This window comes from Pseudomonas sp. D(2018), assembly GCF_005502555.1.
GTDB lineage: Bacteria > Pseudomonadota > Gammaproteobacteria > Pseudomonadales > Pseudomonadaceae > Metapseudomonas > Metapseudomonas resinovorans.
This window is the reverse complement of sequence record NZ_SCOK01000002.1, coordinates 137239-163328: the sequence shown is the minus strand read 5'-3', so window position 1 is coordinate 163328 and position 26090 is coordinate 137239. Positions and strand designations below refer to the sequence as shown.

Genomic DNA, 26090 nt, shown 5'->3' with positions numbered 1-26090 from the left:
TCAGCTCCTTACCTCGGTCGCGTTGTCGTCATCGTCCATGCCCTCTTCGGTCGCCGAGAGCGGGCGCGCAGGGGTGCGGTGCTGGCCGGGGCCGCCGATACCCTGTTCCTTGCCTTCGTGGGTGACCGGGCCCTTGCGCACCAGGCGCATCATGTAGCCCAGGCCCGCGCCGAAGAGCACGAAGTACACCACCACGAAGCTCACCAGGGTCAGGCTCATCTGCGTCACGCTGTGGTTGGACACCGCGTCGGCCGTGCGCATCAACCCATAGACCACCCAGGGCTGGCGGCCCATCTCGGTGGTGAACCAGCCGGCGAGGATTGCGATCAACCCGGACGGGCCCATCCACAGGCACAGGTAGAGGAACGGCCGGGACTGGAACAGCCCGCCGCGCCAGCGCAGCCACAGGCTCCACATGCCGGTGAGGATCATCAGCATGCCCAGGCCAGCCATGATGCGGAACGACCAGAACACCACGGTGGAGTTGGGGCGGTCTTCCTTCGGGAAGTCCTTCAGCGCCGGTACCTGCTTGTCCAGGCTGTGGGTCAGGATCAAGCTGCCGAGGTAGGGCACCTCCACCTTGAAGCGGGTTTCCTCGCGCTCCATGTCCGGCCAGCCGAAGAGGATCAGCGGGGTGGCTTCACCACTGCTGTTGTCCCAGTGGCCTTCCATCGCGGCGATCTTCGCCGGCTGGTGCTTGAGGGTATTGAGGCCGTGCAGGTCACCGATGAACGCCTGTACCGGGGCCACGATCAGCGCCATCCACATGGCCATGGAGAGCATCTTGCGGATCGCCGGGTTGTCGCGGCCGCGCAGCAGGTGCCAGGCCGCCGAGGCGCCGACGAAGAAGGCGGTGGCGAGGAAGGCGGCGGTGGCCATGTGCAGCAGGCGGTAGGGGAAGGACGGGTTGAAGATCACCGCCAGCCAGTCCACCGGTACCACGCGGCCGTCGATGATCTCGAAGCCCTGCGGGGTCTGCATCCAGCTGTTGGAGGCGAGGATCCAGAAAGTGGAAATGATGGTGCCGATGGCCACCATCACCGTGGAGAAGAAGTGCAGGCCAGGGCCCACGCGGTTCCAGCCGAACAGCATGACGCCGAGGAAACCGGCTTCGAGGAAGAACGCGGTGAGCACCTCGTAGGTCAGCAACGGCCCGGTGACCGCGCCGGCGAAGTCGGAGAAGGCGCTCCAGTTGGTGCCGAACTGGTAGGCCATGACCAGGCCGGAAACCACGCCCATGCCGAAGTTCACGGCGAATATCTTCGACCAGAAGTGATAGAGGTCGCGGTAGACCTCCTCGCGTGTTTTCAGCCACAACCCTTCCAGGACGGCGAGGTAGCTCGCCAGGCCGATGGTGATGGCCGGGAAGATGATGTGGAAGGACACGGTGAAGGCGAACTGCATTCGGGCGAGATCGAGAGCCTCCAATCCGAACATGGCGAATCCTCTAATCAGGTTGATACGGGTGCAGGCCCCGCGCGACTCCACCGGATAGAGGAGCCAGGCCGGACCGAATTGTTCTTGTGAGGTCTGCTGCGACTGGATGCGGGCCAGATTGGCCCTTCACAAACCCGCGCAAGGGGTTTTGACGCGGATCAAGCAATGCATAGAGAGTAGCCGTTCAAGGCTTTCAGGCAGCTGTGGTTCGTTGCCGCGCGACAGGTTGCCGCGCGGCCGACCGCCGCATGGAATATGCAGGGGTATGGAGTTTCAGGACGCGGAACAGGGATAGAGCGCCTCAGGGCTGTCCACATCCCGCAGCACACCCGGATCGTCCACCCCCACCGCCACCCAGGCGGCGGCATGGGCGCGCAGCACCCGCCGCGCGCCTTCGTCGCCGGTGAGCGCCTGGAGTTCCGGCCAGAAGTCCCGTCCGAAGAGCACGGGATGACCACGCTCATCGTGATGCACAGGGAACACGATACGGTCCGACGCGGCCTTGGCCAGCAGCGTGCGCAGGCTGGATTCAGCGATCCAGGGCATGTCCCCGAGCAGTACGGCGATGGCTTCTCCCCCGCCGCCAGCAAGCGCCCGCGCACCGGCCGCGAGGCTATGGCCCATGCCCTGCCCGGCGTCCTCGCACAGGATGATGCTGCAGCTTTCCGGCAGCCCCAACTCCGCCGAATCGTCTTCCGGGCGCAGCACTACATGCACCTCGTCGAACACCGTCCGGGCACGCTCCAGGCTGGCTGCCAGCAGCGTGCGGCCGTCAGCCAGGGCGGCGCGGCGCTTGTCGCTGCCAAAGCGGGTGCCGAAACCGGCGGCGAGGATCAGGGCGGGGACATTGGGCATGCATCAACTCCCGGGGCGATGAAACTGTAGGGGCGATTTCAATCGCCAAGCAGGCCGAAGGTCTGCCCTGCAAGGCCGAAGGGGGGGCAGCATAGCTGCCCTTGGCGAATGAATTCGCCCCTACAAGGATTCGTGCGATTGAATTCGCCTGATCACACCCGCTCGCGCGCAATCCCATTGCGCACCCGCAGGATGTCCGCGAGCACCGCCAGGGCGATTTCGGACGGGGTCTTGCTGCCAAGGTTCAGGCCAATGGGCGCGATGATGCGCGCAAGCTCCGCCTCATTCAGGCCACCGACCCGGCGCAGGCGCTCCATGCGCTTGGCGCTGGTGGCCATGGAGCCCATCACGCCGATGTAAAAGGCCTCGGTGCGAACCGCCTCGATCATCGCCAGGTCGTCGATCTTCGGATCATGGGTCAGGGCAACCACGGCGGTATCGGCGTGACAGCCGCCCTGGCGGATGAACTCCGAAGGCAGCTCGCGGCGGATTTCCACGCCCGGCAGCTCGACGCCGTGCAACACCTCATCACGCGGGTCGCAGAGCACCACCTCGAAGCCCAGGCTCTGGCCAAACTCGGCGCATACCTGGGCCACCGTGGAGTAGCCCGCCAGCAAAAGGCGCTGGGCGGCGCCGACGCGCAGATGCAGCAGGTCGCCTTCACGCTGCACTCGCGGGCCGTGGTCGCGGTCAGGCAACAACCGACGCACGCCCTCGGGCAGGGCGACCTCGCGGATCAAGCGGCGCTGGCCGGCCAAGGCCGTTTCCAGCTCTCGCAGGTGCGCCTGGACATCGCAGTCGGCGGGCAGGTTTTCCACCAGCACGTCGAGAATGCCGCCGCAGGGCAGACGGATCGACGACTGGGTATCGCTGCCGTCGCCATAGCGCACCAGTTGAACCGGCTCGGCAAAGGCACCGGCGACCAGGCGTTCGAGGAAGTCATCTTCCACGCAGCCGCCCGACAGCGAGCCGATCCAGTGCCCGTCGGCGGTGGCGGCCAGCAGGGAGCCCGGCGCACGGGGCGCCGAGCCATAGGTCGCGAGGACGGTGCAGAGCCACACGCGCTGGCCGGAAGCGGACCACTCCAGCGCCTTGCGCACCACCAGCAGATCGAGGTGTTGCATCGTGGGAAATACCCTAATCAGTGAGACGACAGGACCTCGCCGCGCAGTTCCGTCACCCGCTCCGGGCTCACCTCAGCCTCAAGGCCGCCCCAGGTCTGACGCAGGTAGTTGAGCAGGTCGCGCATCTGGCCGTCGTCGAGTTTATCCCTGAAGCAGGGCATTGGCTGCATCCGTTCGAAACCGGTGAACTGCTGCTCGCGGATGCCGTCGTCGATCACCCGCAGCAGGTTGCGGGAATCCGCCAGGCGCAGGGTGGTGTTGCCGTTCATGGCAACTGCCACGTGCGGCACGCCTTCTCCTGCCACGCCGTGGCAACCGGCACAGACGTTGAGGTAGTCCTGGCGCCCGCGAGCGGCGCTTTCGCCCAGTTCAGCCTCGGCCACGGCAGCTATCTTGCGCGGCGCCGGCGGCTCTTCGCCCAGCAGGTAGGTGGCCATGGCGCGGTGATCATCCTGAGGCAGGTACTGGGTGCTGTGGTGCAGCACCGGGTACATCTCGTTGAATACCGAACCCTGATCGCTGATGCCGTGCTTGAGGAAGGTGGACAAGTCGTCCGTGGTCCAGCCGCGCTCGGCCAGGTCCTTGGCCAGCAGGCTCGGGGCCTCGTAGCCGAGGATCACGCCGCCGGTCATGCGCAGGTCCTGCTGCAGGGCACCCAGCGCGTTACGCGGGGTGTGGCACTCGCCGCAGTGGCCGAGCACTTCCACCAGGTACTGGCCGCGCTGCCACTCCTCGCCCTTGCCGTCGGCCGGCTCGAGCTGCACGCGGTTCTTGTAGAGCATGTTCCAGAAGGTCATGCCGAAGCGCACGTTGAAGGGGAAGGCCAGGTCGGTCTTCGGGCTCGGCTTGGCGATGGGCTCCAGGCTCATCAGATAGGCGTAGATGGCGTCGGAGTCTTCACGCTTGAGCAGGTGGTAGGAGGTGTAGGGCATGGCCGGGTAGAGCTTGCCGCCGTCCTTGCGCTCGCCCTGGGTCACAGCCTTGTAGAACTCTTCAGCGCTGTAGTCGCCGATGCCATGCTCCTTGTCCGGAGTGATGTTGGTGCCGTAGATGGTGCCGAACGGCGACACCAGCGGCAGGCCGCCAGCGTACTCGGCACCGCCTTCGATGCTGTGGCAGGCCACGCAGTCGGCGGCACGGGACAGGTACTTGCCACGCTCGATCAGCGCCTTGTCCGCCGGCTGTTCAGCGGCTTGGGCGGCCAGGGGCAGCAGCAGGGCTGCGAGGAGTAACGAGCGCATCCTCAACCCTCCTTGACCAGGCCGAGACCTTCTACCACTGCGCGCGCGGCGTTGTAGTAGCGGACGTAGCCGGTGCAGCGGCAGATGTGGTTGCCCAGGGCGTGTTCGATCTCCCCTTCCAGTTCACTGCGCTTGACCGGCTGGCGCTGGAGCTTTTCCACCAGCACGGTGGCGGCGTTGACGTAGCCGGGGGTGCAGTAGCTGCACTGGAAGGCGAACTGGTCGATGAACTTCTGCTGGATCGGGTTCAGCTCGGTCACTTCGCCCTTGGCATCACGCTTGGCGTGGCCTTCGATGGTGCGCACCTTCTTGCCGTCGAAGAAGTGCGCGCCGGTGATGCAGGTGCGGATCTCCTCGCTGGTGCCGTCGGGCTTGTCGAGGATCGCCACGCAGGCATGGCAGATGCCCTGGCCGCAACCCAGGCGCGAGCCGGTGAGGTTCAGGTGTTCGTGGAGGAACTCGATCATCATCAGGTCGTCGTCCACGGTGAAGGGACCGACGGCCTGGCCGTTGAGGGTCATGCTGAGGGCGCGCTTAGCCATGGAGGGCCTCCTTGATGCGGGCCGGAGTCAGGGGAAGGTCGCGCAGGCGCTTGCCGGTGGCGTGGGCCACGGCGTTCACGATGGCGCCGACCACCGGGATCATCACCACTTCGGCAATGCCCTTGGCCGGGTCGCTGGGCGACAGCGGCGGGAGGATTTCAGCGGTCTGTTTCCACACCGCGCAGTCCTTGGCGCGGGGCAACTGGTAACGGTTGAAGTTCCAGGTGCCTTCGCCGGGGCCGCCCTCGTACAGCGGCATGTCTTCCAGTAGCGCGTGGCCGATGCCCATGGCGATGCCGCCTTCGAGCTGGCCGAGCACCAGTTCGGGCACGATCACCCGGCCACACTCCAGCCAGGAATGGTGGTTGATCACCCGCGCCTCACCACTGCCCTTGTTCACCTTCACTTCCACCAGCGTCGCCACCGGGCTGTAGTAGGTGACCATGGCGTTGTTCAGCTGGGTCGGCGGATAGCTGATGGCGGTACGGTCCAGCAGGTGGTAGCCGTGGCTGGTCATCTTCGCCTTCTTCTCCTTGGCAGCACCGTCACCGTATTTAACGGCCACGGCGTCCAGCGGGAAGGTGTCGCGCTTGCCGTCGATGTCGAACTCGCCCTCGGCCCAGGCCCAGCGGTTGAAACCGTGGACGCTGACACCCGTGACCAGGCCCAGCTCGTGGGCCTTGTGCGCCAGCACCTCGAAGGGGATCGGCGGCAGGCCATTGGCGGTCAGTTTGCCTTCCACCCAATGGGCGTCCTCGCGGCGTACCACGTAGGGGTTGGCCAGGCCGCCAAACTCGCCGCGCCCCCAGATGCTCAGCGCCGCCGGCCACAGGCCGTGGTTGAAGAGGATACGTGCCGCCTCGCGGGTGCCGTGGCCGGAGTAGTAGGCCGAGTTGGTGGCCGAGGACGGCGACGCCAGCTTGCCGACCCAGCGCGGGTTCTTCAGCGCGGCATCCTGTTCAGCCTGGCTGATCAGGTAAGGGTTGCCGCTGGTGGTCAGGTCCAGCTCGGACCATTCGGTGACGCCGGTGCGGATCTCATGGGCCGGGCGGCCCAGGTAGTCCGCCACCAGCAGCGCCTGGGAGGTCGCCATGCCGGTGCCCATGTCGATGGCGATCTGGTGCAGCGTCACGCGGCCGTCGGCGGTGAACTCCAGGCTCGCCATGGGGGCCTCGGAGCCGGTGCCGAAGTCCTTCTGGCAGATGGCGAAGCCTACGCCGTAGTAGTTGTCCGGGGCCTTCGCCTCTTCTTCGCGCTTGCGCGTGTCGCGATTCTTCCAGACCTCGTGCTGCGCAGCCTTGTCGAGGATTTCGTCCAGGCGCAGGGCACCAGCGGGAATCGCGCCCTGGGTGTTCTTCATGCCGGACTTGAAGACGTTCTTGCGGCGCAGCTCGATGGGGTCGACGCCCAGGCGCGCGGCGACCTCATCCACCATCATTTCGGTGGCGGCCATGGTCTGCAGGGTGCCGTATCCACGCATGGAACCGGCTTCGACCCCACGGGAGTGGTAGGCGGTGGCCGCCAGATCGCTCTGCGGGAGGTAGTAGATGGACTGCGCGGCAGTAGCACCCACGGCGGCGACCGAGGGGCTGTAGTTGATGCGACCGCCGCCGTCGACATCCATGTGGGCACGGAAGATCTGGAACGACAGGTCGTCCTTCTTCACCGCCAGTTGGTAATGCATGTCGAAGGGGTGGCGCTTGATGCCGCTCTGGAACTGCTCGTAGCGGTCATTGGCCAGGCGCACCGGCACGCCGTCGCCGTAGAGGGCGGCCAGGGCGGCGTAGAACACGAAGATGTTGTTGTCCTTGGAGCCGTAACCGACGGTGTAGCCGGGGTGCATGTTCAGCTTCTGCACCTTGAAGCGCGACGGCGCCAGCATGTGCGCGGTCTGCTCGGCCACCTCGAAGGGGCACTGGGTGGCCACGACGAAATGCAGGGTGCCGGTGGCCGGGTCGTACCAGCCGTTGCCGTTGTCCGCTTCCAGGGCGGCCGGCTCGATGGACTGGGTCTTGAAGCGTTCGTCGAAGACCATCCAGCCTTCTGGCGGATTGGCCAGCTTCGACTGCATCTGCTCAGCGTGGTAGAGGCCCTGGGCGGTCAGATCGCCAGCCGGGTTGCCAGCGCCCCAGGTGGGTTTGCGCTCGCGGATCAGCGGGAACAGCATGCTGTCCTTCAGGCTGGAGAAGGTATCCGGCTCGAAAGGCGTGGCACCGCCAACGCGCACGAAGCGGAAACTGCCGTAGGGGTCACGCTGGTACAGCGGAGCCTGGGCACCGTAGCGCACCACCTTCTCGTTGAACTTGAGGATGTTCTTCGCCCGACGGTAACGGTCGAAGTCTTTCCAGATCAGCAGCGCCACCGGGTGGCCGATGAACATCGGCACCTGGCCTTCGGGCAGGAAGGGGTCGGGGTTGTGGCCTTCAGGGAAGGCGATGCCGTCCCGTGCGAGGTCGGCAGCCGTCACCACGCGATCGGGCTTGAGCTCTTCGCCAAGCATGGACAGGTCGATGCCTTGGTAAAGATGATCGGCACGGGTGGCCTTGAGCAGCAGCGCATGGCCTTGCTGCTGCGGCCAGCCGGGCATGTCCTTGGCGCGAATGTCCCGAGCGAACACCTTGCCGCCGCAGACCTTGCTGACGCCGTCGATCCGCCCACGAGCCTGGCCACCAACGGTGTGCCAGGGCTCCGGCGTGCGGGTGACCTGCTCTTCGAACAGCGCGGCGAAGGCCTTGCTGCCCAAAGGGGCAAGGGTGATGCCGATACCGGCGACGACGCTGCCTTGCAGGAAGGCGCGACGGGATAACTCAGGAGTGGACATGCCCGTTCCTCATCGACCGGCGGTGGCCGGCCCTTTTCTTTGTGCAAAACACGGTTGTCGGCCCTTCCGGGGAGAAGGGTCGTAGATATGAGAGTAGTCGGAGGGATAAACCTGACTTTAAAGTCAAATTCTAACGAAATCACTGACAGACACAAAGGGGAAATCTGTCTCTTTGGTCAGAAATTTCCGAGGAGCAGGCGCTGATCGAACGCTCTCTTCGGCAAATGCAACCGCATGTTTCCGCCGTCGTGCTAGGCTGCGCCACCGTTAGCAGCCTAAGCTTTTTCCGGATATGTCTCAGGCCCTCCTCCTACGCCACCACCGTCCCTTCCTGGCTTTCTGGTTCGCCCGCGTCTGCACGGCAAGCGGTTTCCAGATGATCACAGTCGCCATCGGCTGGCATATCTACGAACTCACCGGCAGCGTGCTCGACCTGGGCCTGGTCGGCCTGGTGGAGTTCCTGCCACGGGTGATGTTCATGCTGCATACCGGGCATGTGGCCGACCGCTTCGACCGCCGCCGCGTTGCCGCCCTTTGCCAGGTGCTGCAGGCCCTGGTGGCTGGGGCGCTGGTGTTCGCCAGCGCCACTGATAGCGCCAGCCGCGAGCTGATCTTCCTGATGGCCTTCGTTCTCGGAGCCGCGCGCGCCTTCGAGATGCCGGCTACCCAGGCACTGTTACCCAATGTGGTGCCCAAGGAACTGTTCCCCCGCGCCGTTGCCGCCTCTGCGTCAGCGATGCAGGCAGCCACCATCGTCGCGCCGGCCCTCGGCGGCCTGCTCTACGCCTTCGGCAGCCTGTGGGTCTACGGCCCGACGGCGGTTCTCTACATCGCCGCCTGCGTCCTGATGCTGGGCCTTTCGAGCAGCCAGCAGCAGGCCAACAAGGCGCCGGCCAACCTGGAGAACCTGCTGGCGGGCATCCGCTTCATCCGCAGCCGGCCGGACATCCTCGGCGCGATCTCCCTGGACCTCTTCGCTGTGCTGCTGGGTGGCGCCACCGCCCTGCTCCCGGTGTTCGCCAAGGACATCCTGCTCACCGGCCCCTGGGGCCTGGGCCTGTTGCGCTCGGCTCCGGCGGTCGGCGCATTGCTGATGTCCTTCTGGCTGGCGCGCTTCCCCATCGAGCGCAATGTCGGGCGAATCATGTTCACCTCGGTAGGGATCTTCGGCGTGGCGACCATTGCCTTCGGCCTGTCTACTTCCTTCTGGTTCTCCCTGGCGGTGCTGGCGGTGCTCGGCGCGGCGGACATGATCAGCATGGTGATCCGCGGCGCCTTCGTGCAGCTGCACACCCCGGACGAGATGCGCGGCCGGGTCAGCGCGGTGAACGGGCTGTTCATCGGCGCTTCCAACCAGTTGGGTGAGTTCGAGTCCGGCGTCACCGCAGCCTGGTTCGGCACCGTGCCGGCGGTGGTCATGGGCGGTGTCGGCACGCTGATCGTGACCGGCCTGTGGATGAAACTGTTCCCGAGCCTGGCCAAGCGGGACAAGCTGCACTGAGCCTGCTTTTCGTGGGGATGAGCCAATTGTAGGGGCGAATTTATTGGCTATGTCTGCGTTAAGTGTTGCTAGAACGTCCTGAGCCCAGCAGCTTGCCGAGTTCTGCGGATGTTTCTGGTTTCGTCCCCCCCGGACGAGTCCCTTTCTCAAGCGCCGAAAGGAACCAAAGGGCTTGCCCCTGCATCCGGCCCCGGCTTCGCCGGGGTTCCCTCACTCCATCGTTGCTCCGGGGGCCCGGCGAGAGGGGCCATCCATGGCCCCACACGCCTCTCGCGGCATCCATGCCGCTCGCCCCCCTGCACAACGATTCCGCTCGGCCTCCTGAAGGGGCGCAGTCGCTGCCCCACCTCGTCAGCCCGGTTTCAGGCCCATGTGGGCTTCAGGATGGCTTGTACCTCGCCGGCGCGAGTCACCCCTCGCCCTCTGGGAGAGGGGCGGGGCGGGCCGCGTTCGGATGAGGGCTGCGTCAGGCTGGCCCGGAAGCCTGGAATGCCTGCGCTAGAGCGCTTAAATCAACGTTGCAACAGCTAACGCAGACATAGCCAATTCATTCGCCAGGCAGACCAAAGGTCTGCCCTTGCGAACGAGGAAGGGGCTGCAGCGCCCCCCCTTGGCGAATGAATTCGCTCCTACAGGACAAGCCCCTGCAACTCTCCCGTCACTCCACCAGCATCGCCTTGGCGATTTCGTTGCGCTTGGCCTTGCCGCACAGCTGTTCCACCAGGGTCAGCGCGAAGGCCAGGGCAGAGCCCGGCCCTTGGGCGGTGATGCAGTTGCCGTCGACCACCACCGGCTGGTCGACGAAGGCGCAACCGGACAGCCGGTCGCTGAAGGTCGGGTAGCAGGTCATGCGGCGCTGGCGCAGCACGCCGTAGGGCTGCAGGGCCATAGCCGGGGAGGCGCAGATGGCAGCGAAGAAACGGCCTGCCTTGGCCTGCTGGCGGACCTTCTCGGCCAGCGGCTCGTGCTCGCCCAGGCGCTGGGCGCCGGGCATGCCACCGGGCAGGACGATCAGGTCGTATTCCTGCGCCAGCACGTCCAGCAGCATGGTGTCGGCGGTCAGGCGAGTGCCGCGGGCCAGTGTGATCATCCGGCGGGTTTCGATGCTGGCCACCACGGTCTTGATGTCGGCGCGCCGCAGCACGTCGATCAGGGTCACGGTTTCCAGGTCTTCAACGCCTTCGGCAACGGCGATCAGGGCCAGGAGATGAGGTTGGGTATGCATGGTGTTCTCCTTTTCCTGGAAACCGAAGCTGTCCGTCCGGTCATAAATTCACCGCTCCGGGGCGAGCTGGTATGATGCGCGCCTTTTTTCAGACTGGCAGAGAAAAGTCCATGGCGCCCGCGTGCGCCGTGCATTTGTGCTTTGCTTTTCGCCAGCTGAATGACAACGACGCAGTGCGTCACGGGGAGCCCACACATGCTGGAAAAGCTGTTCCAACTCAAGGCGCACGACACCAATGTGCGCACCGAGGTCCTGGCCGGTCTGACGACCTTCCTGACGATGGCCTACATCCTCTTCGTCAACCCGGCCATCCTCGGCGAGACCGGCATGGACAAGGGTGCGATCTTCGTCGCCACCTGCCTTGCAGCCGCTATCGGCTCGGCCACCATGGCGCTGATCGCCAACTACCCCATCGCCCTGGCCCCCGGCATGGGCCTGAACGCCTTCTTTACCTACACCGTGGTCCTGCAGATGGGTCACACCTGGCAGGTGGCCCTGGGCGCTGTGTTCCTCTCCGCCTGCATGTTCTTCGTGCTTTCGGTGTTCAAGATCCGTGAGTGGATCATCAACAGCATCCCGCTGGAACTGCGCTCGGCCATCGCCGCCGGCATCGGCCTGTTCCTCGGGTTGATCGCCCTGCAGAAGGCCGGCATCGTTGCCGCCCACCCGGTGACCATGCTGACCGTCGGTGACCTGACCAAGCCCGAGCCGATCCTCGCCGTGCTCGGCTTTTTCCTGATCGTCGCCCTGGAAGCCCGCAAGGTGACCGGCGCCGTGCTGATCGGCATCCTCCTGGTGACCATCGCCGGCATCGCGCTGGGCGTCTCCCAGTTCGGTGGCATCTTCTCCATGCCGCCGTCGCTGGCCCCCACCTTCCTCCAGCTGGACATCAAGGGGGCGCTGGAAATCGGCCTGGTGAGCGTGATCTTCGCCTTCCTCTTCGTCGACCTGTTCGACAACTCCGGCACCCTGATCGCCGTGGCGAAGAAGGCTGGCCTGATGCGCGCCGATGGCTACATGCCGAAGATGGGCCGTGCCCTGATCGCCGACTCCACCGCCGCCATGGGCGGTTCCCTGCTGGGTACTTCCACCACCACCAGCTACATCGAGTCCGCCGCGGGCGTCAGCGCCGGCGGCCGTACCGGCCTCACCGCGCTGGTAGTCGCCGTACTGTTCCTGCTGGCGCTGTTCCTCTCGCCGCTGGCGGGTAGCGTGCCGGCCTTCGCCACCGCGCCGGCACTGTTCTTCGTTGCCGTGCTGATGGCCTCGGGCCTGGCCGAGATAGATTGGAGCGACCTGACCACTGCCGCTCCCGTGCTGATCACCACCCTGGCCATGCCGTTCACCTATTCCATTGCCGACGGCATCGCCTTCGGTTTCATCGCCTGGGCCGCGATCAAGACCCTCGCCGGCCGCTATAAAGAGCTGAGCCCGGCGCTGGTGATCCTCGCGGTACTCTTTGTTATCAAGATGGGTTTCTTCCACTGATGAGTCGTCCCCAGTTCGACCCGGCGGCCTACACCGCCCAGCTTGCCGAGAAGACGCAGCGCCTGAAGGCGCTGCTGGCGCCCTTCGATGCCCCGGAACCGGACGTCTTCGAATCCCCCCGTGAGCACTATCGCCTGCGCGCCGAATTCCGCCTGTGGCGCGAGACCGGCAGCGAAAACCGCCACTACGCGATGTTCGAAGCCGGCGACAAGTTCACCCCGGTGATGATCGAAGACTTCCCCATCGCCAGCCGCCGCATCAACGAACTGATGCCGCGCCTGAAAGCCGGCTGGCAAGCGAGCAAGGTGCTGTCCTTCAAGCTGTTCCAGGTGGAGTTCCTGACCACCCTGGCCGGCGATGCGCTGATCACGCTTTGCTACCACCGTCCGCTGGACGACGCCTGGCAGGCCGAAGCCGCGACGCTGGCCGCCGAACTGGGTGTGAGCCTGGTAGGTCGTTCCAAGGGCAAGCGCATCGTCATCGGCCGCGACTATGTCGAGGAAGCACTGACCGTTTCTGGCCGGGTGTTCCGCTATCGCCAGCCGGAGGGGGCCTTCACCCAGCCCAATGGCGAGGTGAACCAGAAGATGCTGGGCTGGGCCTTCGACGTGCTGGGCGATCGCCAGGACGACCTGCTCGAGCTCTATTGCGGCAACGGCAACTTCACCCTGCCGCTGGCTACCCGCGTGCGCAAGGTGCTGGCCACCGAGATCAGCAAGACCTCGGTGAATGCCGCCCTGGCCAACCTGGCCGATAACGCTGTGGATAACGTCACCCTGGTGCGCCTGTCCGCGGAGGAACTGACCGAAGCGCTGAACGAAGTGCGCCCATTCCTCCGCCTGGCGGGTATCGACCTCAAGCGCTATGAGTTCGGCAGCGTCTTCGTCGACCCGCCCCGCGCCGGCATGGACCCGGACACTTGCGAACTGACCCGCCGCTTCGACCGCATCCTCTATATCTCCTGCAATCCGGAGACGCTGGCGGCGAACATCCAGCAGTTGAGCGATACCCACAAGGTGGTGCGCTGCGCCCTGTTCGATCAGTTCCCCTACACGCACCACATGGAATCGGGCGTGCTGCTGGAGCGGCGCTGAGTTCGGTGGTGGCTCGATGAAACGTCCCCCCCTGACTACAGAACCGTAGGATGGGTGAGGCACGAAACCCATGCAGCCACGGTTGATCGGTTTCGCAGGCTCAACCCATCCTACGAGGGCTGGGAAGCCTAGGCCCCATCCAGCTTGCGTAGCGCGGCAAAGGCCAGTCCCGCCGACACCACCTCGAACAGCAGCGCGTAGAGGTTGAAGGTCTGCCCCAGACTGCCGTCCAGCCAGAGGCCGCTGATCCGCCCCAAGGCGAGGGCGACATAGATCAGCACCAGCAGGTCCAGCGCTGCCCGCGCCAGTTGCAGGCGCAGTTGGGCCAGCAGCAGGAAGGCCGCGATGCCCAGCTGCAGACAGCCGTAGTAAGCACGCACATCGGTCACCGCCGAAGGGTCCATCAGCAGCATGCCGCTGAGGCTGGCCATTTCTTCCGGGCGGATGAAGTACGCCAGCCCGAAGCCAGCAAGAATGAGGGCCTGCAGGCCCAGCAGGATGCGGGTGAAGAGCATCGTCTGGTCTCGCAACGAGGTCAGAAAAAAGCATAGGCCGCTCGGGAATAGTCTGATACAGAGCTTTGCTTGGGCATGGAAAGGTGCGGCGCTATCCTACTTTTCTTTGTTTCCGGCCTGCCTGGCCGCAAGGAGCCCCCATGCGTTCCCTCCTCCTGCTCACCACCCTGCTGGCCGGCATCGCCCAGGCTGCCGAGCCCATCACCATGGACGTCTACCGTGACCCGAACTGTGGCTGCTGCAAGGCCTGGATCAGTCACCTGCGGGACAACGGCATCCAGGTCCGCGACCACGAGGAAAGCGACATGGCCGCGGTGAAGATGCGCGTCGGCGTGCCCTACCAGCTCGGCTCCTGCCACACCGGCGTGGTGGACGGTAAATTCGTCGAAGGCCATGTGCCGGCCAGCGATGTACTCAAGCTGCGCGAGCGCCCCGACCTGCTGGGCGCTGCCGTACCGGGCATGCCGGTGGGTTCCCCCGGCATGGAAATGGGCGACCGGCAGGACGCCTACCAGGTGATCGGCGTTGCCCAGGGTGGCAAGCTGAGCGTGCTCAGCGAGTATCCTGCCCGCTGAACCCGAGCATCCCCTCGGACGGCCGCTTGAAGCGGCCGTTTTCTTTTCCCTGGAGCCTGAAATGGAATACTGGCAAGTCGATGTGTTTGCTGAACGGGTCCTGGCTGGCAACGGCCTGGCAGTCTTCCCCGATTGCAGCGGGCTCTCCCCCACCGCCATGCAGGAACTGACCCGCGAGCTGCGGCAGTTCGAGTCGATCTTCCTGGCGCCGCTGGAGGCCCCGAACGCCTTCTCCGCCCGCGTGTTCACCGTGGAAGAGGAACTACCCTTCGCCGGCCATCCGATCCTGGGCGCCGCTGCCCTGCTGCATCACCTGCATGGCGGCAAGTCAGACGCCAACTGGCTGCTCCAGCTGCCGGAGAAGCAGGTGCGTATCGCCACCCGCCGTCAGGGTAAGGGCTTTTACGCAGAAATGGACCAGGGCGTTGCCGCGTTCGGCCAGGTGCTGGACGACTCCACCGCCGATGCCTTCGCCGCCGCCTTTGGTAGCGAGCGTGACGGCCGCTACACGGCCCAGGTGGTAAGCACCGGCCTACCCTACCTGCTGTTGCCAGTAACCGCTGCCGGCCTGGAGGCGGCGAAACAGCGCGAGCTGCTGGATGACGCCCTGGCCGGCATCGGCGCCGCCTTCGTCTTCCTGATGGACGTGGACGCCCGCGAAGGTCGCACCTGGGACCCGCTGGGCGTGGTCGAGGACATCGCTACTGGCAGCGCTGCCGGGCCGGTGGCCGCCTGGCGCGTGGCACAGGGGCTGGAGCGCGCCGACCAGCCGTTCGCCCTGGCCCAGGGCCGCTTCCTCGGCCGCTCGAGCCGGCTTGATGTATGCGTGACCACAGCCGGAAATGTGCTGGTGGGCGGTGAGGTTCAACTGCTGGCCCATGCCCGCCTGTTGCCGGCCCCGGCCGAGCTGGGCTGACGACCGGGCTGGCGGTGCCCGCCTCCAGCGTCAACACTGATTAACTCGCCTTTCGAACGGAGAGTGGTCATGCGCTGGCAACGTGCGCGTCGTAGCGACAACGTACAAGACGCCGGAGGCGCAGGGGGCGGCATGCGCCTGGGCGGTGGCAAGGGATTGGGCCTGGGTGGAATCGCGATCGTGGTCGTGGTGGCGCTGCTGATGGGCGAGGACCCGCTGGAGATCCTCGGCCAGATCACCCAGCAGAACGCCTCGGTCAATCCCCAACAGCAATCAGCCATGCCCAGTGGTACGCCGGAAGAGCGCGAGTTCGTCAGCGCCATCCTCGGTGACACCGAGGACACCTGGCGCGCCATATTCCAGGCCGCCGGCCGCCAGTATCAGGACCCGACCCTGGTGCTGTTCAACGGTGGCGTGCAATCGGCCTGCGGCTTCGCCTCGTCGGCGGTCGGCCCCTTCTATTGCCCGGGAGACGGCAAGGTCTACCTGGACCTGGACTTCTTCGAGGAAATGGCCAGCCGCTTCCAGGCCGCTGGCGACTTTGCCCAGGCCTATGTGATCGCCCATGAAGTGGGCCACCACGTGCAGACCCTGCTGGGCGTTTCCGCCAAGGTCAACGCCGCCCGCCAACGCGGAGAACGGGTGGAGGGCGACAACGGCCTGCTGGTACGCCAGGAACTCCAGGCCGACTGCCTGGCCGGTGTCTGGGCCTTCCACGCACAGAAGCGCCTGAACTGGCTGGAACCTGGCGATCTGGAAGAAGCCCTCAACGCCGCCAACGCCATCGGCGATGACCGCCTGCAACGCCAGGCCCGCGGCCAGGTGGTGCCGGACTCCTTCACCCACGGGACGTCGGAGCAGCGGGTGCGCTGGTTCAAGATGGGCTTCGATAAGGGCGAAGTGGGACGGTGCGATACCTTTTCGACGGCGCGGCTCTGAAGGGACGAGCGGGCTGATGCATCCCTCACCCCCGTCCCCTCTCCCTGGGGGAGAGGGGTGACTCGCGCCGGCGGCGGAGTGCCAGGTTCAGCCGAGCTCGGACAACTCTGACCACGACAAGCTTTGTCTTCTGCATGAGTCATCCCACCGTGGATAACCGCTGATTCACTCAGTCCCTCACCATCCCCAGCAACTCCCCACAATCGCGCGCGAACCAGTCCGCCAGCTCCGGCCAGGGGTTCTCCGGCAGGTTCACCAGCACGGTGCCGGCGCCAGCGGCGCGGCCGCAATCGAGGTCGAAGCGGTAGTCACCCACCATCACCAGTTCACGAGGGTCGACCTGCCAGCGTTCGGCCAGGTGCAGCAGGCCGCCGGGGTGGGGTTTGGGCGGGGCTTCGCCGCGCCCCAGGATGTCATCGGTGGCGAAGCAGTCGCCCAGGCCGATGGCCTCCAGGGTCAGCAGCGCCAGTTCGTGGGCGTTGCGGGTGAGGATGCCGAGCTGGTAGCCGCGCCGGTGAAGCTCACGCACCAGTTCGAGGGCGCCGTCAGCAGGGTTCGCATTCAGCGCCAGCTCCCGTTCGTGTTCCAGCAGCCAGGCGTGCTTGGCGGCGGCTTCATCTTCGGGCAAGGCCGCCAGATGGTGGAGGATGTCATCCTCCGGCGGGATGTCCAGGGCCACGCGAATGGCGGCGAAATCATGCACGGCGATGGTCAGGGTGCCGTCCATGTCGAACACCCAGTGGCGGTATCGCCCAAGATCGGTACCCGCAAGCGTCACTTCCAATCCTCGCGCAGGCGGGTCAGGCCCTCCTGGGCCACCGAGGCCACCAATTGGCCGGAGCGGTTGAAGATGCTGCCACGGGAGAAGCCGCGGGCATTGCCGGCCCAGGGGCTGTCCATGGAATACAGCAGCCAGTCGTCCGCACGCAGGTCGCGGTGGAACCACAGGGCGTGGTCAAGGCTGGCCACCTGCATGAACTTCTGCCACACCGACACGCCATGGGGGAGCATGGAAGTAGTCAGCAGACCGAAGTCCGAAGCGTAGGCCAGGATGTATTTATGGATCGCGCGGATGTCCGGCAGGCTGCCATCGGCGCGGAACCAGAGGTGCTTGATCGGCTCGCCCGGCTTGGGGTCGTAGGGGTTGTCGGCAGTGACCGGACGAATCTCGATGGGCTTGGCGCAGAGGAACTTGTCGCGCACCCGCTCGGAAAGCAGATGGGCGTTCTGCCGGGCGATTTCCAGCTCACTGGGCAAGCTCTCCGGCCCCGGCACCTGGGGCATGGGCAACTGGTGCTCGAAACCTTCCTCGTCCTGCTGGAAGGACGCACTGCAGGTGAATATCTGCTGGCCCTTCTGGATGGCGGTGACCCGACGGGTGCTGAAACTGCCACCGTCGCGGACGCGCTCGACCGAATACACCACCGGCAAGGTGGCATCGCCCGGACGCAGGAAGTAACCGTGGAGCGAATGCACATGGCGCTCGGGCTCTACCGTCTGGCTGGCGGCGGAGAGGGACTGGCCCAGCACCTGGCCGCCGAACAGTTGACGGAAACCGAGGTCCTGGCTGACGCCACGGAACAGGTTTTCTTCGATGGATTCGAGGCTCAGCAGCGCGACCAGTTCGTCGAGCACCTGGGTCATGGGGATCTCCTCTGCAAGGCTGCCGCCCCGGTCATGGCCGGGGCGGTCGTCGTAGTTCGGGGTAGGCCGGAAGTGTCGTCAGGCGCTCGTCCCACAGCGCGCGACCGATGGTGAAATGGTAAAGGCTTTGCCAGCGACTGTCGGCCATTTCCAGCAATTCATGTACCGAATCGTCGAAGTAGCAGCCGATACCGGTGCCGGATATCCCAGCGGCCTCGGCTTCCAGGTAAAGCAGTTGACCGATCTGGCCGCATTCCCAGTACAGCCGCGGGTAGTGCCAGGCGCCCTGCTCCAGGGCGTCGTCGAAGCGCGCGAGCATCGCCAGGGCAACGCAGCCGTCGGCGGCGATGTCCTGACCGCAAGAGAGGAATCCCGCCAGGCCACGGGCGTCGCCCTCCAGCAGACGGTACAACGGCAGCTCGTCGCTGGCGCGCTGCCAGAGGAAGTCCTCGCGCAAACCGCTGGCCAGCTCGCCGTCGGGTACGGCGCCACGGGCCAGCCAATAGAGGCCGGGCGCCAGGCCCTGGACGCGGTGGACGAAAAGCAGCAGGTCTACCCGGGGCGCGCCGAGACTGGCGAAGGGGACGGGCGAATTTTCCGGCATGAGGCGGCGCAACCAGGCCAGCAGCAGGTCGGCATGAATGCCGCTGCGGCCATCCATCGACTGGGCGCTGCGCCGACGATGCAGCAACGGCCGCAAAGGCAGGCCGGGGTTATCCACAGTGACACTGGCAATCGGGGCACGCCAGTCCGCCAGCGGCAGGCGCGGTGCGCGGCACAGGCCGTGGATGCGCTCCAGTTCCGGCCAATGGCGCTGCTCGCGGGACAGCCGATTGGGCGCACCTTGCATTTCCAGGGCTGCCATCCCCGCCAACAGCGATTGATCCAGAGCAAACGCCACAGCCTGGGCCGGGCCTATCCACAGCAGCACATCGGCAAATTCGCGCTCGACGAAGCCGGGGCGGTCCAGCCCCAGCAGCGAGTCCAGTGTTTCTTCGGCAACCCCGCCCATGACGCGCACCTGCCAGCCCAGCGCGCTGGCGGCGATGGCCAGGGCCGCCAAGGCATGGCCCAGGTCGTGCTGGCAATAACGGTAGGCGCGCTCACCGTATTTCCAGGCCTCCCGCCAGGGAATGCTGGCCAGGCCGAGCAGGAAGCCACCCGGCGGTAGCGACGCGGCCAGCGGCGCAGCCAGGGGTACCGGCAGTTCAGCGCGCACCTCAAGGGCGTGGGCATCCGGCGCGTAGTGCGCGAGCAAGCCGCCCTCCTCCACCGCCCCCGGCGGCAGCAGCAGGTAGGCCTCGGTGGGGTGCAGGTTGCCCGAGGACGGATTGACTCGCAGGGCCCACTTGCTGGCACCAGCTTCCTTCCACGCGGAAATCGCCAGACTGTCATAGAGCAGTTGGGACAGGCTTTCCCGATCGAGCGGCGCCGGACGACCGACCGGGGCCGCGAACACCGCGTCGTAGGGTGGCGTCTCTTCCAGCGGCCGGTGCCAGAGCTCCAGCAGGCGCGCCCCGGCATAACGACGGAAAGGTGCCGGCTGGGTCGCCCAGTCCAGTTGGCCGGGGCCGGGGGCGAAGCGCTCCGGACGGTGCTTGCTGAGTTCGTGGTAAGCGCGCACGGCGTCGCTCATCGCAGCGCCTCCCATTCGGCGCGGCCCAGTCGGTAAAGCCAATGGGGTCGCAGCGGATCGCCGTCGGGCAGGCGCGGATGGTCGAAGTCCCCGTCCGCGTCGCGCTGCATGCCGATACGCGCCATCACCGCCTGGGAACGCAGGTTGGCCGGCACGGTAAAGGCCACCACTTCGACCAGTTGCAGCGGCTCGAAGGCAAAGGCCAGGGCGGCCTGCGCCGCTTCGCTGGCCAGGCCCTGTCCCCAATAGCTCGGCATCAGTCGCCAGCCGATTTCCACCGCGGGCGTGAAGTGGGCCTCGAAGTTCACGTTCTGCAGGCCGAGCACACCGACGAAAGCACCGTCCGAGCGGTGCGTGACGATCCACTGGCCAAAGCCGTGGTCACGGAAGTGGGCACGGATGCGCGCCGCCAGGGCATCGCTTTCCTCCCGGCTCAGGCAGGCGGGGAAGTGGCGCATCACCTCGACATCGGCATTCAGTTCGGCAAAGGCTGGCAGGTCGTCGTCGCGCCAGTCACGCAGATGCAGGCGCGGGGTAAGCAGTTCGATCGGGGGCATGGGACTTACTCTTGAACCTGGCTCGAAGGCCCCATAATACTGCCCTGCGTACCGCCCCGAGTGCCGATCGATGTTCCTGCCGCTGGTCTACCACGATGACTACAGCCCGCCGTTTCCGGCGGAGCACCGCTTCCCGATGGAGAAGTTCCGGCTGCTCTACGCGCATTTGCTGGACTGCGGCCTGACCACCGACGCGCGCTTGCATCGACCAGACATGTGCCCGCCCGAGGTGCTGGCCCTGGCCCACTGTCCGGACTACATCCAGCGCTTCCTCAGCGGCGAGCTGGGCCGCGAGGAGCAGCGCCGCCTCGGCCTGCCCTGGAGCGAACCCTTGGCCCGACGCACCGTGCGCGCGGTAGGCGGCTCGCTGCTGACCGCCGACCTGGCCCTGAAGCACGGCCTGGCCTGCCACCTGGCCGGCGGCACCCACCACGCGCACTTCGACCACGCGGCGGGCTTCTGCATCTTCAACGACCTGGCGGTGATCAGCCGCTACCTGCTGGAAACAGGCAAGGCGCAACGGGTGCTGATCTTCGACTGCGACGTGCACCAGGGCGACGGCACCGCCCGGTTGCTGGCCGATACGCCGGAAGCCATCACCGTATCGCTGCATTGCGAGAAGAACTTCCCCGCGCGCAAGGCCGAAAGTGACTGGGACATCCCCCTGCCCATGGGCATGGGAGACGCCGACTACCTGCACGTGGTGGACGACGCACTCAACTACCTGCTGCCCCTGTATCAGCCAGACATCGTGCTCTACGACGCCGGCGTGGACGTGCACAAGGACGATGCCCTGGGCTACCTCCAGCTCACCGACGCAGGCCTCGCCAATCGCGACGAGCGGGTGATCCGCCATTGCCTGGGTCGGGACATTCCTGTGGTGGGTGTGATCGGCGGCGGCTACGACAAGGACCGTGCCGCCCTCGCCCGCCGTCACGGCATCCTCCATCACAGCGCGGATCGGGTCTGGCGGGAGATGGGACTGGGGCAGTGAATTAGAGCGATGCCCATGCCGTTGGATTGATGGGTTTCGCCAGCTCTACCCATCCTACGAAGGTGATTGGTGCCCAGTCCGGGGCTTTGCTGTAGGGGCGATTTCAATCGCCAAGCAGGCCGCAGGCCTGCCCTCTGGTGCAGTAGAATGCGCCTCTTCCCCACTCCTGCATTGTTATCCCCATGAACGACTCCTCCCCCTTCGTCGCCGTCATCGGCGGTGGCCCCGCTGGCCTGATGGCCGCCGAAGTCCTGGCCCAGGGCGGCGCACGGGTGGAGTTGTTCGATGCCATGCCCTCGGTCGGTCGCAAGTTCCTGCTGGCCGGCGTGGGCGGGATGAACATCACTCACTCGGAAGCGAAGGGACCCTTTCTCGGCCGCTACGGCGCACGCCGCGATCAGGTCGCCGCGCTGTTACAGGACTTCGGCGCCGAGGAGCTGCGGGCATGGATTCACGATCTCGGCATCGACACCTTCGTCGGCAGCTCGGGCCGGGTCTTCCCCACTGACATGAAGGCGGCGCCCTTGCTGCGCGCCTGGCTCAAGCGCCTGCGTGAGCAAGGCGTGGTTATCCACAACCGTCACCGCTGGCTGGGCTGGGATGACCAGGGCGCCCTGCGCATTACCACACCAAGCGGCGAAACCCGTGTGCAAGCCGATGCCTGCCTTCTGGCGCTCGGCGGCGGCAGCTGGGCGCGGTTGGGCTCGGATGGCGCCTGGGTGCCGCTGCTGGAAACGCGCGGCGTCCACATCGCGCCGCTGCAATCGAGCAACTGCGGCTTCGAAGTGGCTGGCTGGAGCCCTCTGCTGCAAGAGAAGTTCGCCGGTGCGCCGATCAAGTCGGTCACCATTCGGCTGGACGACACGGCACCGCGACAAGGCGAGTTCGTGCTCACCAGCACCGGTGTCGAAGGCAGCCTGATCTACGCCCTGTCCGCCACCATCCGCGAGCGCATCACTACCACCGGCAGCGCCACCCTGTACCTCGACCTGCTGCCCAACCAGAGCGTGGAGAAGATCACCAAGGCCCTGGCCCGACCACGCGGGTCACGCTCCATGGCCAAACACCTGCACAGCCAGTTGGGCATCGACGGCGCCCGCGCCGGCCTTTTGCGGGAGTTGTCGGCCAAGGACGACTTCCTTGATACCGCCCGCCTGGCGGCCACCCTCAAAAACCTGCCGCTGACCCTGGTGCGGGCGCGACCGCTGGACGAAGCCATCAGCTCGGCCGGTGGCGTGCCCTTCGAGGCCATGGACGAAGGTTTGATGCTCAAGCAATTGCCGGGGGTGTTCTGCGCCGGCGAGATGCTCGACTGGGAAGCACCCACGGGCGGCTACCTGCTCACCGCCTGTTTCGCCAGCGGCCGCGTTGCCGCACAGGGGGCACTGCGCTGGCTTTCGCAGCCCCGCGCGCTCACGTAGCATCCCGCACCAGGCCCCGGCAGAGGGCCGACCGCCACCGTGATCGCCTGTCCACTGCAACCATCAGGGAACGCCCCATGAGCACACTGGACTCCATTGAAATCAAAGCCTTCGTCCCGGCGAAGGATTACGCGCAAAGCAAGGCCTTCTACCATGACCTCGGCTTTGAAATGTGCAGCACGTCGGACGAGGTCAGCTACTTCCGCCACGGCCACTGCGCCTTCCTGCTGCAAAGCTTCTACACCAAGGAGTTTGCGGAAAATCTGATGATGCACCTGCTAGTGAAGGACGTTGAGTCCTGGTGGCAGCAGGTGCAGGCCAGCGGGGTGATCGAGCGCTACGGCGTGCGCGTTGTGCCCCCCCAGGACCAGCCTTGGAAGATGCGCGACTTCATCCTCGTCGACCCCAGCGGTGTCCTTTGGCGCATCGGGCAGAACATCTGATCGGAAGCTGGCCGCGAGGTGTCCGCTCGCACGCGGCCAGCGTCTATGCTTCCCCTGAGCCCAGCTTTTTCCATGCGGTGCCCCCAAGGTGATTCCCCTCCTCGTCTGCGACGACTCGATGATGGCGCGCAAGCAGTTGATCCGCGCGCTACCGCTGGATTGGCCGGTGCATATCACACAGGCCGGCAACGGCGAAGAAGCCCTTGATGCCATCCGCCAGGGCCACGGCCACGTGGTCCTGCTGGACCTGACCATGCCGGTGATGGACGGCTACCAGGTCCTCAGCCGAATCCGCACCGAAGGCCTGAAGGCCCGCGTGGTGGTGGTGTCCGGCGATGTCCAGGAAGAGGCCCAGCGCCGTGTCCAGGAGCTGGGGGCGCTCGCCTTTATCCGCAAGCCAGCCGACCCCGACGAACTGCGCGAAACCCTGATCCGTCTCGGATTGCTGCGCCCGGCGCCGTCCACCAGTCCGGTCATCGGCGTCCCCGGCCGCATCGACCCGGACCTGCGGGTGAATTTCCGCGACGCCCTGCGCGAAGTCAGCAACGTCGCCATGGGCCGCGCCGCTGCCTTGCTGGCGCGTGTGCTCGGCGTGTTCGTGCAACTACCGGTGCCCAACGTCAACCTCTTCGAAGTCAGCGAACTGCACATGGCCCTGGCCGACGCCCAGCGCGGCGAGCGGTTGTCGGCGGTGTGCCAGGGCTTTATCGGCGAATCCATCGCCGGCGAGGCGCTGCTGCTGTTCCACGACGCCGAGAGCGCCGAGGTGGCGCGCCTGCTCGGCTGGCAGCCCCAGGGCGATGCCGATGAGGCGGAGATGCTGCTGGACCTGGCGAGCATCCTGATTGGCGCCTGCCTGGCCGGTATCGCCGAGCAGATCGATGTGCGTTTCTCCCAGGGCCACCCGCAACTGCTCGGCCAGCACAGCTCCATCGAACGACTGTTCCAGCTCAATAATCGGCGCTGGCGCAAGACGCTGGCGGTGGAGATCAGCTACGCCATCGAAGACCACAACCTGCACTTCGACCTGCTGCTGCTCTTCACCGAAACCTCCATCGCGCGCCTGACCCAGAAGATCCACTACCTGATGGACTGACCCCATGCCGGCACAGATCGACTTCAAGGAACTCCACTGGCTGCTCGATATCGTCCAGTGCCTGGACGTCGGGGTGGTGGTCCTGGACCGCCAGTACCGAATCGAGGTGTGGAACAGCTTCATGGAGAACCATTCAGGCCTCGATCCCGACCGGGTGCATGGCAAGAACCTCTTCGACGTGTTCCCGGAGATCGACCGCAGCTGGTTGCGCCGCAAGGTGGACACTGTGCTGCAACTCGGGACCCGCGCTTTCAGCCTGTGGGAACAACGGCCCTACCTGATTCGCTTCGAGAATTACCGCCCGATCACCGGCGAGGAAGATTTCATGTACCAGAACCTCACGGTCCTGCCCCTGGCGGCGGCCGGTGGACAAGTCGAGCGGGTCTGCCTGGTGATCACCGACATGACCGAGGTGGCGCGGTTGACGCGGCAGTTGGCGGAGACGAATCGTCCACGGCTCCTGTAGGGGCGAACTCATTGGCCAAGGGCTGCACAGCAGCCCCGGCAATCAGCAAGGCAGACCTTCGGCCTCTTGGCGATTGGAATCGCCCCTACAGGTACCACCCCCACGGCTCGGCGCTTCTGTACTCGGTGACCTGCTTGACCTCCAGGTAGTTGTCCAGCCCCCAGCGGCCCAGCTCGCGGCCGATGCCACTCTGCTTCATGCCGCCCCAGGGCGCCTGGGTGAAGGTGGGTTGCGAGCAGTTGACCCAGACGATGCCGGCACGCAGGCCGTTAGCCACCCGTGCGGCGCGGTCCAGGTCGGTGCTCATGACCGCAGCGGCCAGGCCGAAGCGGCTGTCGTTGGCCATGCGCAAGGCGTCCGCCTCGGTCTTGAAGCGCTTCACGCAGAGCACCGGGCCGAAGATTTCCTCACGCCAGATTCGGCCGTTGTCCGCCGGCTCATCGAACACCGCCGGCTCGACGAAGTAGCCGTGGGACAGGTGCGAGGGGCGCTTGCCACCGGTCAGCAGACTGGCCTCCTGCTTGCCCTGTTCGATCATGCCCATGACCTTCTGGTACTGCCCGGCACTCACCAGCGGCCCCAGCAGCACGCCGCGTTCCAGGCCGGGGCCGATGGCGATGCGCCGGGTTTCATCCACCAGACGCTCGATCAGTCGAGCGGCGATGCCCTCCTGCACCAGCAAGCGCGAGGTGGCGCTGCACACCTGCCCCTGGTTCCAGAAAATGCCGAACATGATCCACTCCACCGCCGCGTCCACGTCGGCGTCGTCGAAGACGATGAAGGCCGACTTGCCCCCCAGTTCCAGGCTGATGTTCTTGATGTCGGCGGCGGCCGCCGACATGATTTTCGACCCCGTCGGCACGCTACCGGTGAAGGCCAACTTGTCCACACCCGGATGCTGGCTGAGGGGCCCGCCAGCTTCGCTGCCAAGGCCCGTGACCACATTGAGCACACCGGAGGGCAGGCCGATACGCTCGGCGGCGCCGGCCAGTTCCAGCGCGGTCAGCGGCGTCATCTCCGACGGTTTGAGCACGCAGGTGGCGCCCGCCGCCAGGGCCGGGGCCACCTTCCAGGCGGCCATCAGCAGCGGGTAGTTCCAGGGGATGATCTGCCCGGCAACGCCCACCGGTTCGTAACGGATGCGGCAGCTGAAGCGGTCATCCGGCAGCGCCAGCGGTTGGTCCTGGCGGCCATCCAGTTCCCGCGCCAGTTCGGCGTAGTAGCGGAAGCAGCCAATGGCGTCGGCGATGTCCCATTGCGCCTCGGGCAGCGGCTTGCCGTTGTCGCGTACTTCCAGAACCGCCAAGGCGTCCTGGCGACATTCCAGCTCATCGGCCAGGGCTTCCAGCCAACCGGCACGCTCTGCCCCGCTGCTCTGCCCCCAGCCCCGATTGAAGGCCTGGCGAGCGGCACGCACGGCATGGTCGATGTCTTCCTCGGTGGCGGCCGGCACCCGCTGGATCAGGTCGCCATTGCTGGGGTCGAGCACTTCGAAATAGCCGCCCAGATCGGGACGGACCCATTGCCCGTTGATGTACAGCTGGTCACGCATGGCTTTGC

General features: G+C 65.9%; 24 protein-coding genes. 11 read left to right on the top strand and 13 right to left on the bottom strand.

Features of this window, described 5'->3' with window-relative positions; translation table 11 throughout:
- The 6 genes from FFS60_RS02455 to FFS60_RS02430 all read right to left on the bottom strand — a co-directional run bounded on the left by FFS60_RS02455 (position 1) and on the right by FFS60_RS02430 (position 8020).
- Positions 1–1437: a cytochrome ubiquinol oxidase subunit I gene (locus FFS60_RS02455; protein WP_028629663.1), complete on the bottom strand. Its 1437-nt coding sequence runs from the start codon at positions 1435–1437 to the stop codon at positions 1–3.
- Between the two features lie 273 nt (positions 1438–1710).
- Positions 1711–2292, bottom strand: a complete 582-nt coding sequence (locus FFS60_RS02450; RefSeq protein ID WP_028629664.1) for an NTP transferase domain-containing protein — start codon at positions 2290–2292, stop codon at positions 1711–1713.
- Positions 2293–2444: 152 nt separating this feature from the next.
- The gene (locus tag FFS60_RS02445; RefSeq protein ID WP_137821039.1) at positions 2445–3416 is read right to left on the bottom strand and encodes an XdhC family protein; all 972 of its coding nucleotides are present in this window, start codon (positions 3414–3416) and stop codon (positions 2445–2447) included.
- A 17-nt stretch (positions 3417–3433) separates the two neighbouring features.
- Positions 3434–4657: a cytochrome c gene (locus FFS60_RS02440; protein WP_137821038.1), complete on the bottom strand. Its 1224-nt coding sequence runs from the start codon at positions 4655–4657 to the stop codon at positions 3434–3436.
- A 2-nt stretch (positions 4658–4659) separates the two neighbouring features.
- Positions 4660–5199, bottom strand: a complete 540-nt coding sequence (locus tag FFS60_RS02435; RefSeq protein ID WP_137821037.1) for a (2Fe-2S)-binding protein — start codon at positions 5197–5199, stop codon at positions 4660–4662.
- Positions 5192–8020, bottom strand: coding sequence for a xanthine dehydrogenase family protein molybdopterin-binding subunit (locus tag FFS60_RS02430; protein WP_137821036.1), 2829 nt, complete (start codon positions 8018–8020; stop codon positions 5192–5194). The genes FFS60_RS02435 and FFS60_RS02430 overlap by 8 nt, the downstream gene beginning before the upstream one ends.
- Before the next feature lie 292 nt (positions 8021–8312).
- Here FFS60_RS02430 and FFS60_RS02425 point away from each other — a divergent pair, with 292 nt between their 5' ends.
- Positions 8313–9521: an MFS transporter gene (locus tag FFS60_RS02425; protein WP_137821035.1), complete on the top strand. Its 1209-nt coding sequence runs from the start codon at positions 8313–8315 to the stop codon at positions 9519–9521.
- 658 nt (positions 9522–10179) lie between these two features.
- On the opposite strand, the gene FFS60_RS02420 is transcribed toward FFS60_RS02425, so the two are convergent.
- A complete protein-coding gene (locus FFS60_RS02420; protein WP_137821034.1) occupies positions 10180–10746 on the bottom strand; it encodes a DJ-1 family glyoxalase III in 567 nt (188 codons plus the stop codon).
- A 195-nt stretch (positions 10747–10941) separates the two neighbouring features.
- Here FFS60_RS02420 and FFS60_RS02415 point away from each other — a divergent pair, with 195 nt between their 5' ends.
- Positions 10942–12234, top strand: a complete 1293-nt coding sequence (locus FFS60_RS02415) for an NCS2 family permease (protein WP_137821033.1) — start codon at positions 10942–10944, stop codon at positions 12232–12234.
- Complete coding sequence (gene trmA / locus FFS60_RS02410; protein ID WP_137821032.1) at positions 12234–13328, top strand: tRNA (uridine(54)-C5)-methyltransferase TrmA; 1095 nt, start codon at positions 12234–12236, stop codon at positions 13326–13328. Before FFS60_RS02415 ends, trmA begins: the two co-directional genes overlap by 1 nt.
- A gap of 128 nt (positions 13329–13456) precedes the next feature.
- Here trmA and FFS60_RS02405 read toward each other — a convergent pair whose 3' ends face one another.
- A complete protein-coding gene (locus FFS60_RS02405; protein WP_137821031.1) occupies positions 13457–13843 on the bottom strand; it encodes a DUF4345 domain-containing protein in 387 nt (128 codons plus the stop codon).
- A gap of 140 nt (positions 13844–13983) precedes the next feature.
- Here FFS60_RS02405 and FFS60_RS02400 point away from each other — a divergent pair, with 140 nt between their 5' ends.
- The 3 genes from FFS60_RS02400 to FFS60_RS02390 all read left to right on the top strand — a co-directional run bounded on the left by FFS60_RS02400 (position 13984) and on the right by FFS60_RS02390 (position 16273).
- Positions 13984–14418, top strand: coding sequence for a DUF411 domain-containing protein (locus FFS60_RS02400; RefSeq protein WP_028629674.1), 435 nt, complete (start codon positions 13984–13986; stop codon positions 14416–14418).
- 61 nt (positions 14419–14479) lie between these two features.
- A complete protein-coding gene (locus FFS60_RS02395) occupies positions 14480–15334 on the top strand; it encodes a PhzF family phenazine biosynthesis protein (protein ID WP_137821030.1) in 855 nt (284 codons plus the stop codon).
- Between the two features lie 69 nt (positions 15335–15403).
- Positions 15404–16273: a neutral zinc metallopeptidase gene (locus FFS60_RS02390; RefSeq protein WP_137821029.1), complete on the top strand. Its 870-nt coding sequence runs from the start codon at positions 15404–15406 to the stop codon at positions 16271–16273.
- A 169-nt stretch (positions 16274–16442) separates the two neighbouring features.
- Here FFS60_RS02390 and FFS60_RS02385 read toward each other — a convergent pair whose 3' ends face one another.
- Genes FFS60_RS02385 through FFS60_RS02370 form a run of 4 tightly spaced genes read right to left on the bottom strand, consistent with a single transcriptional unit; the run spans position 16443 to position 20110 of the window.
- A complete protein-coding gene (locus FFS60_RS02385) occupies positions 16443–17051 on the bottom strand; it encodes an HAD family hydrolase (protein ID WP_256658027.1) in 609 nt (202 codons plus the stop codon).
- On the bottom strand, positions 17048–17917 hold the full coding sequence (tesB, locus tag FFS60_RS02380) for an acyl-CoA thioesterase II (RefSeq protein ID WP_028629678.1): 870 nt from the start codon (positions 17915–17917) through the stop codon (positions 17048–17050). Before tesB ends, FFS60_RS02385 begins: the two co-directional genes overlap by 4 nt.
- 31 nt (positions 17918–17948) lie before the next feature.
- Complete coding sequence (locus FFS60_RS02375; RefSeq protein WP_137821028.1) at positions 17949–19553, bottom strand: nitroreductase family protein; 1605 nt, start codon at positions 19551–19553, stop codon at positions 17949–17951.
- Complete coding sequence (locus FFS60_RS02370) at positions 19550–20110, bottom strand: GNAT family N-acetyltransferase (RefSeq protein WP_137821027.1); 561 nt, start codon at positions 20108–20110, stop codon at positions 19550–19552. The genes FFS60_RS02375 and FFS60_RS02370 overlap by 4 nt, the downstream gene beginning before the upstream one ends.
- 70 nt (positions 20111–20180) lie before the next feature.
- Between FFS60_RS02370 and FFS60_RS02365 the strand changes: the two genes are divergently transcribed.
- From FFS60_RS02365 to FFS60_RS02345, 5 genes are all read left to right on the top strand, one after another.
- Entirely contained in the window at positions 20181–21104 is a 924-nt protein-coding gene (locus FFS60_RS02365; protein ID WP_137821026.1) for a histone deacetylase, read from the top strand.
- A gap of 182 nt (positions 21105–21286) precedes the next feature.
- On the top strand, positions 21287–22525 hold the full coding sequence (locus FFS60_RS02360) for a TIGR03862 family flavoprotein (protein ID WP_137821025.1): 1239 nt from the start codon (positions 21287–21289) through the stop codon (positions 22523–22525).
- 77 nt (positions 22526–22602) lie between these two features.
- A complete protein-coding gene (locus tag FFS60_RS02355; protein WP_137821024.1) occupies positions 22603–22968 on the top strand; it encodes a VOC family protein in 366 nt (121 codons plus the stop codon).
- Positions 22969–23056: 88 nt separating this feature from the next.
- Positions 23057–24064, top strand: coding sequence for a response regulator (locus FFS60_RS02350; RefSeq protein WP_028629683.1), 1008 nt, complete (start codon positions 23057–23059; stop codon positions 24062–24064).
- A gap of 4 nt (positions 24065–24068) precedes the next feature.
- Positions 24069–24530: a PAS domain-containing protein gene (locus tag FFS60_RS02345; RefSeq protein ID WP_137821023.1), complete on the top strand. Its 462-nt coding sequence runs from the start codon at positions 24069–24071 to the stop codon at positions 24528–24530.
- Between the two features lie 85 nt (positions 24531–24615).
- Here the strand turns inward: FFS60_RS02345 and FFS60_RS02340 are convergent, their stop codons facing one another.
- Complete coding sequence (locus FFS60_RS02340; RefSeq protein ID WP_137821022.1) at positions 24616–26082, bottom strand: aldehyde dehydrogenase family protein; 1467 nt, start codon at positions 26080–26082, stop codon at positions 24616–24618.
- Positions 26083–26090 lie beyond the last annotated feature (8 nt).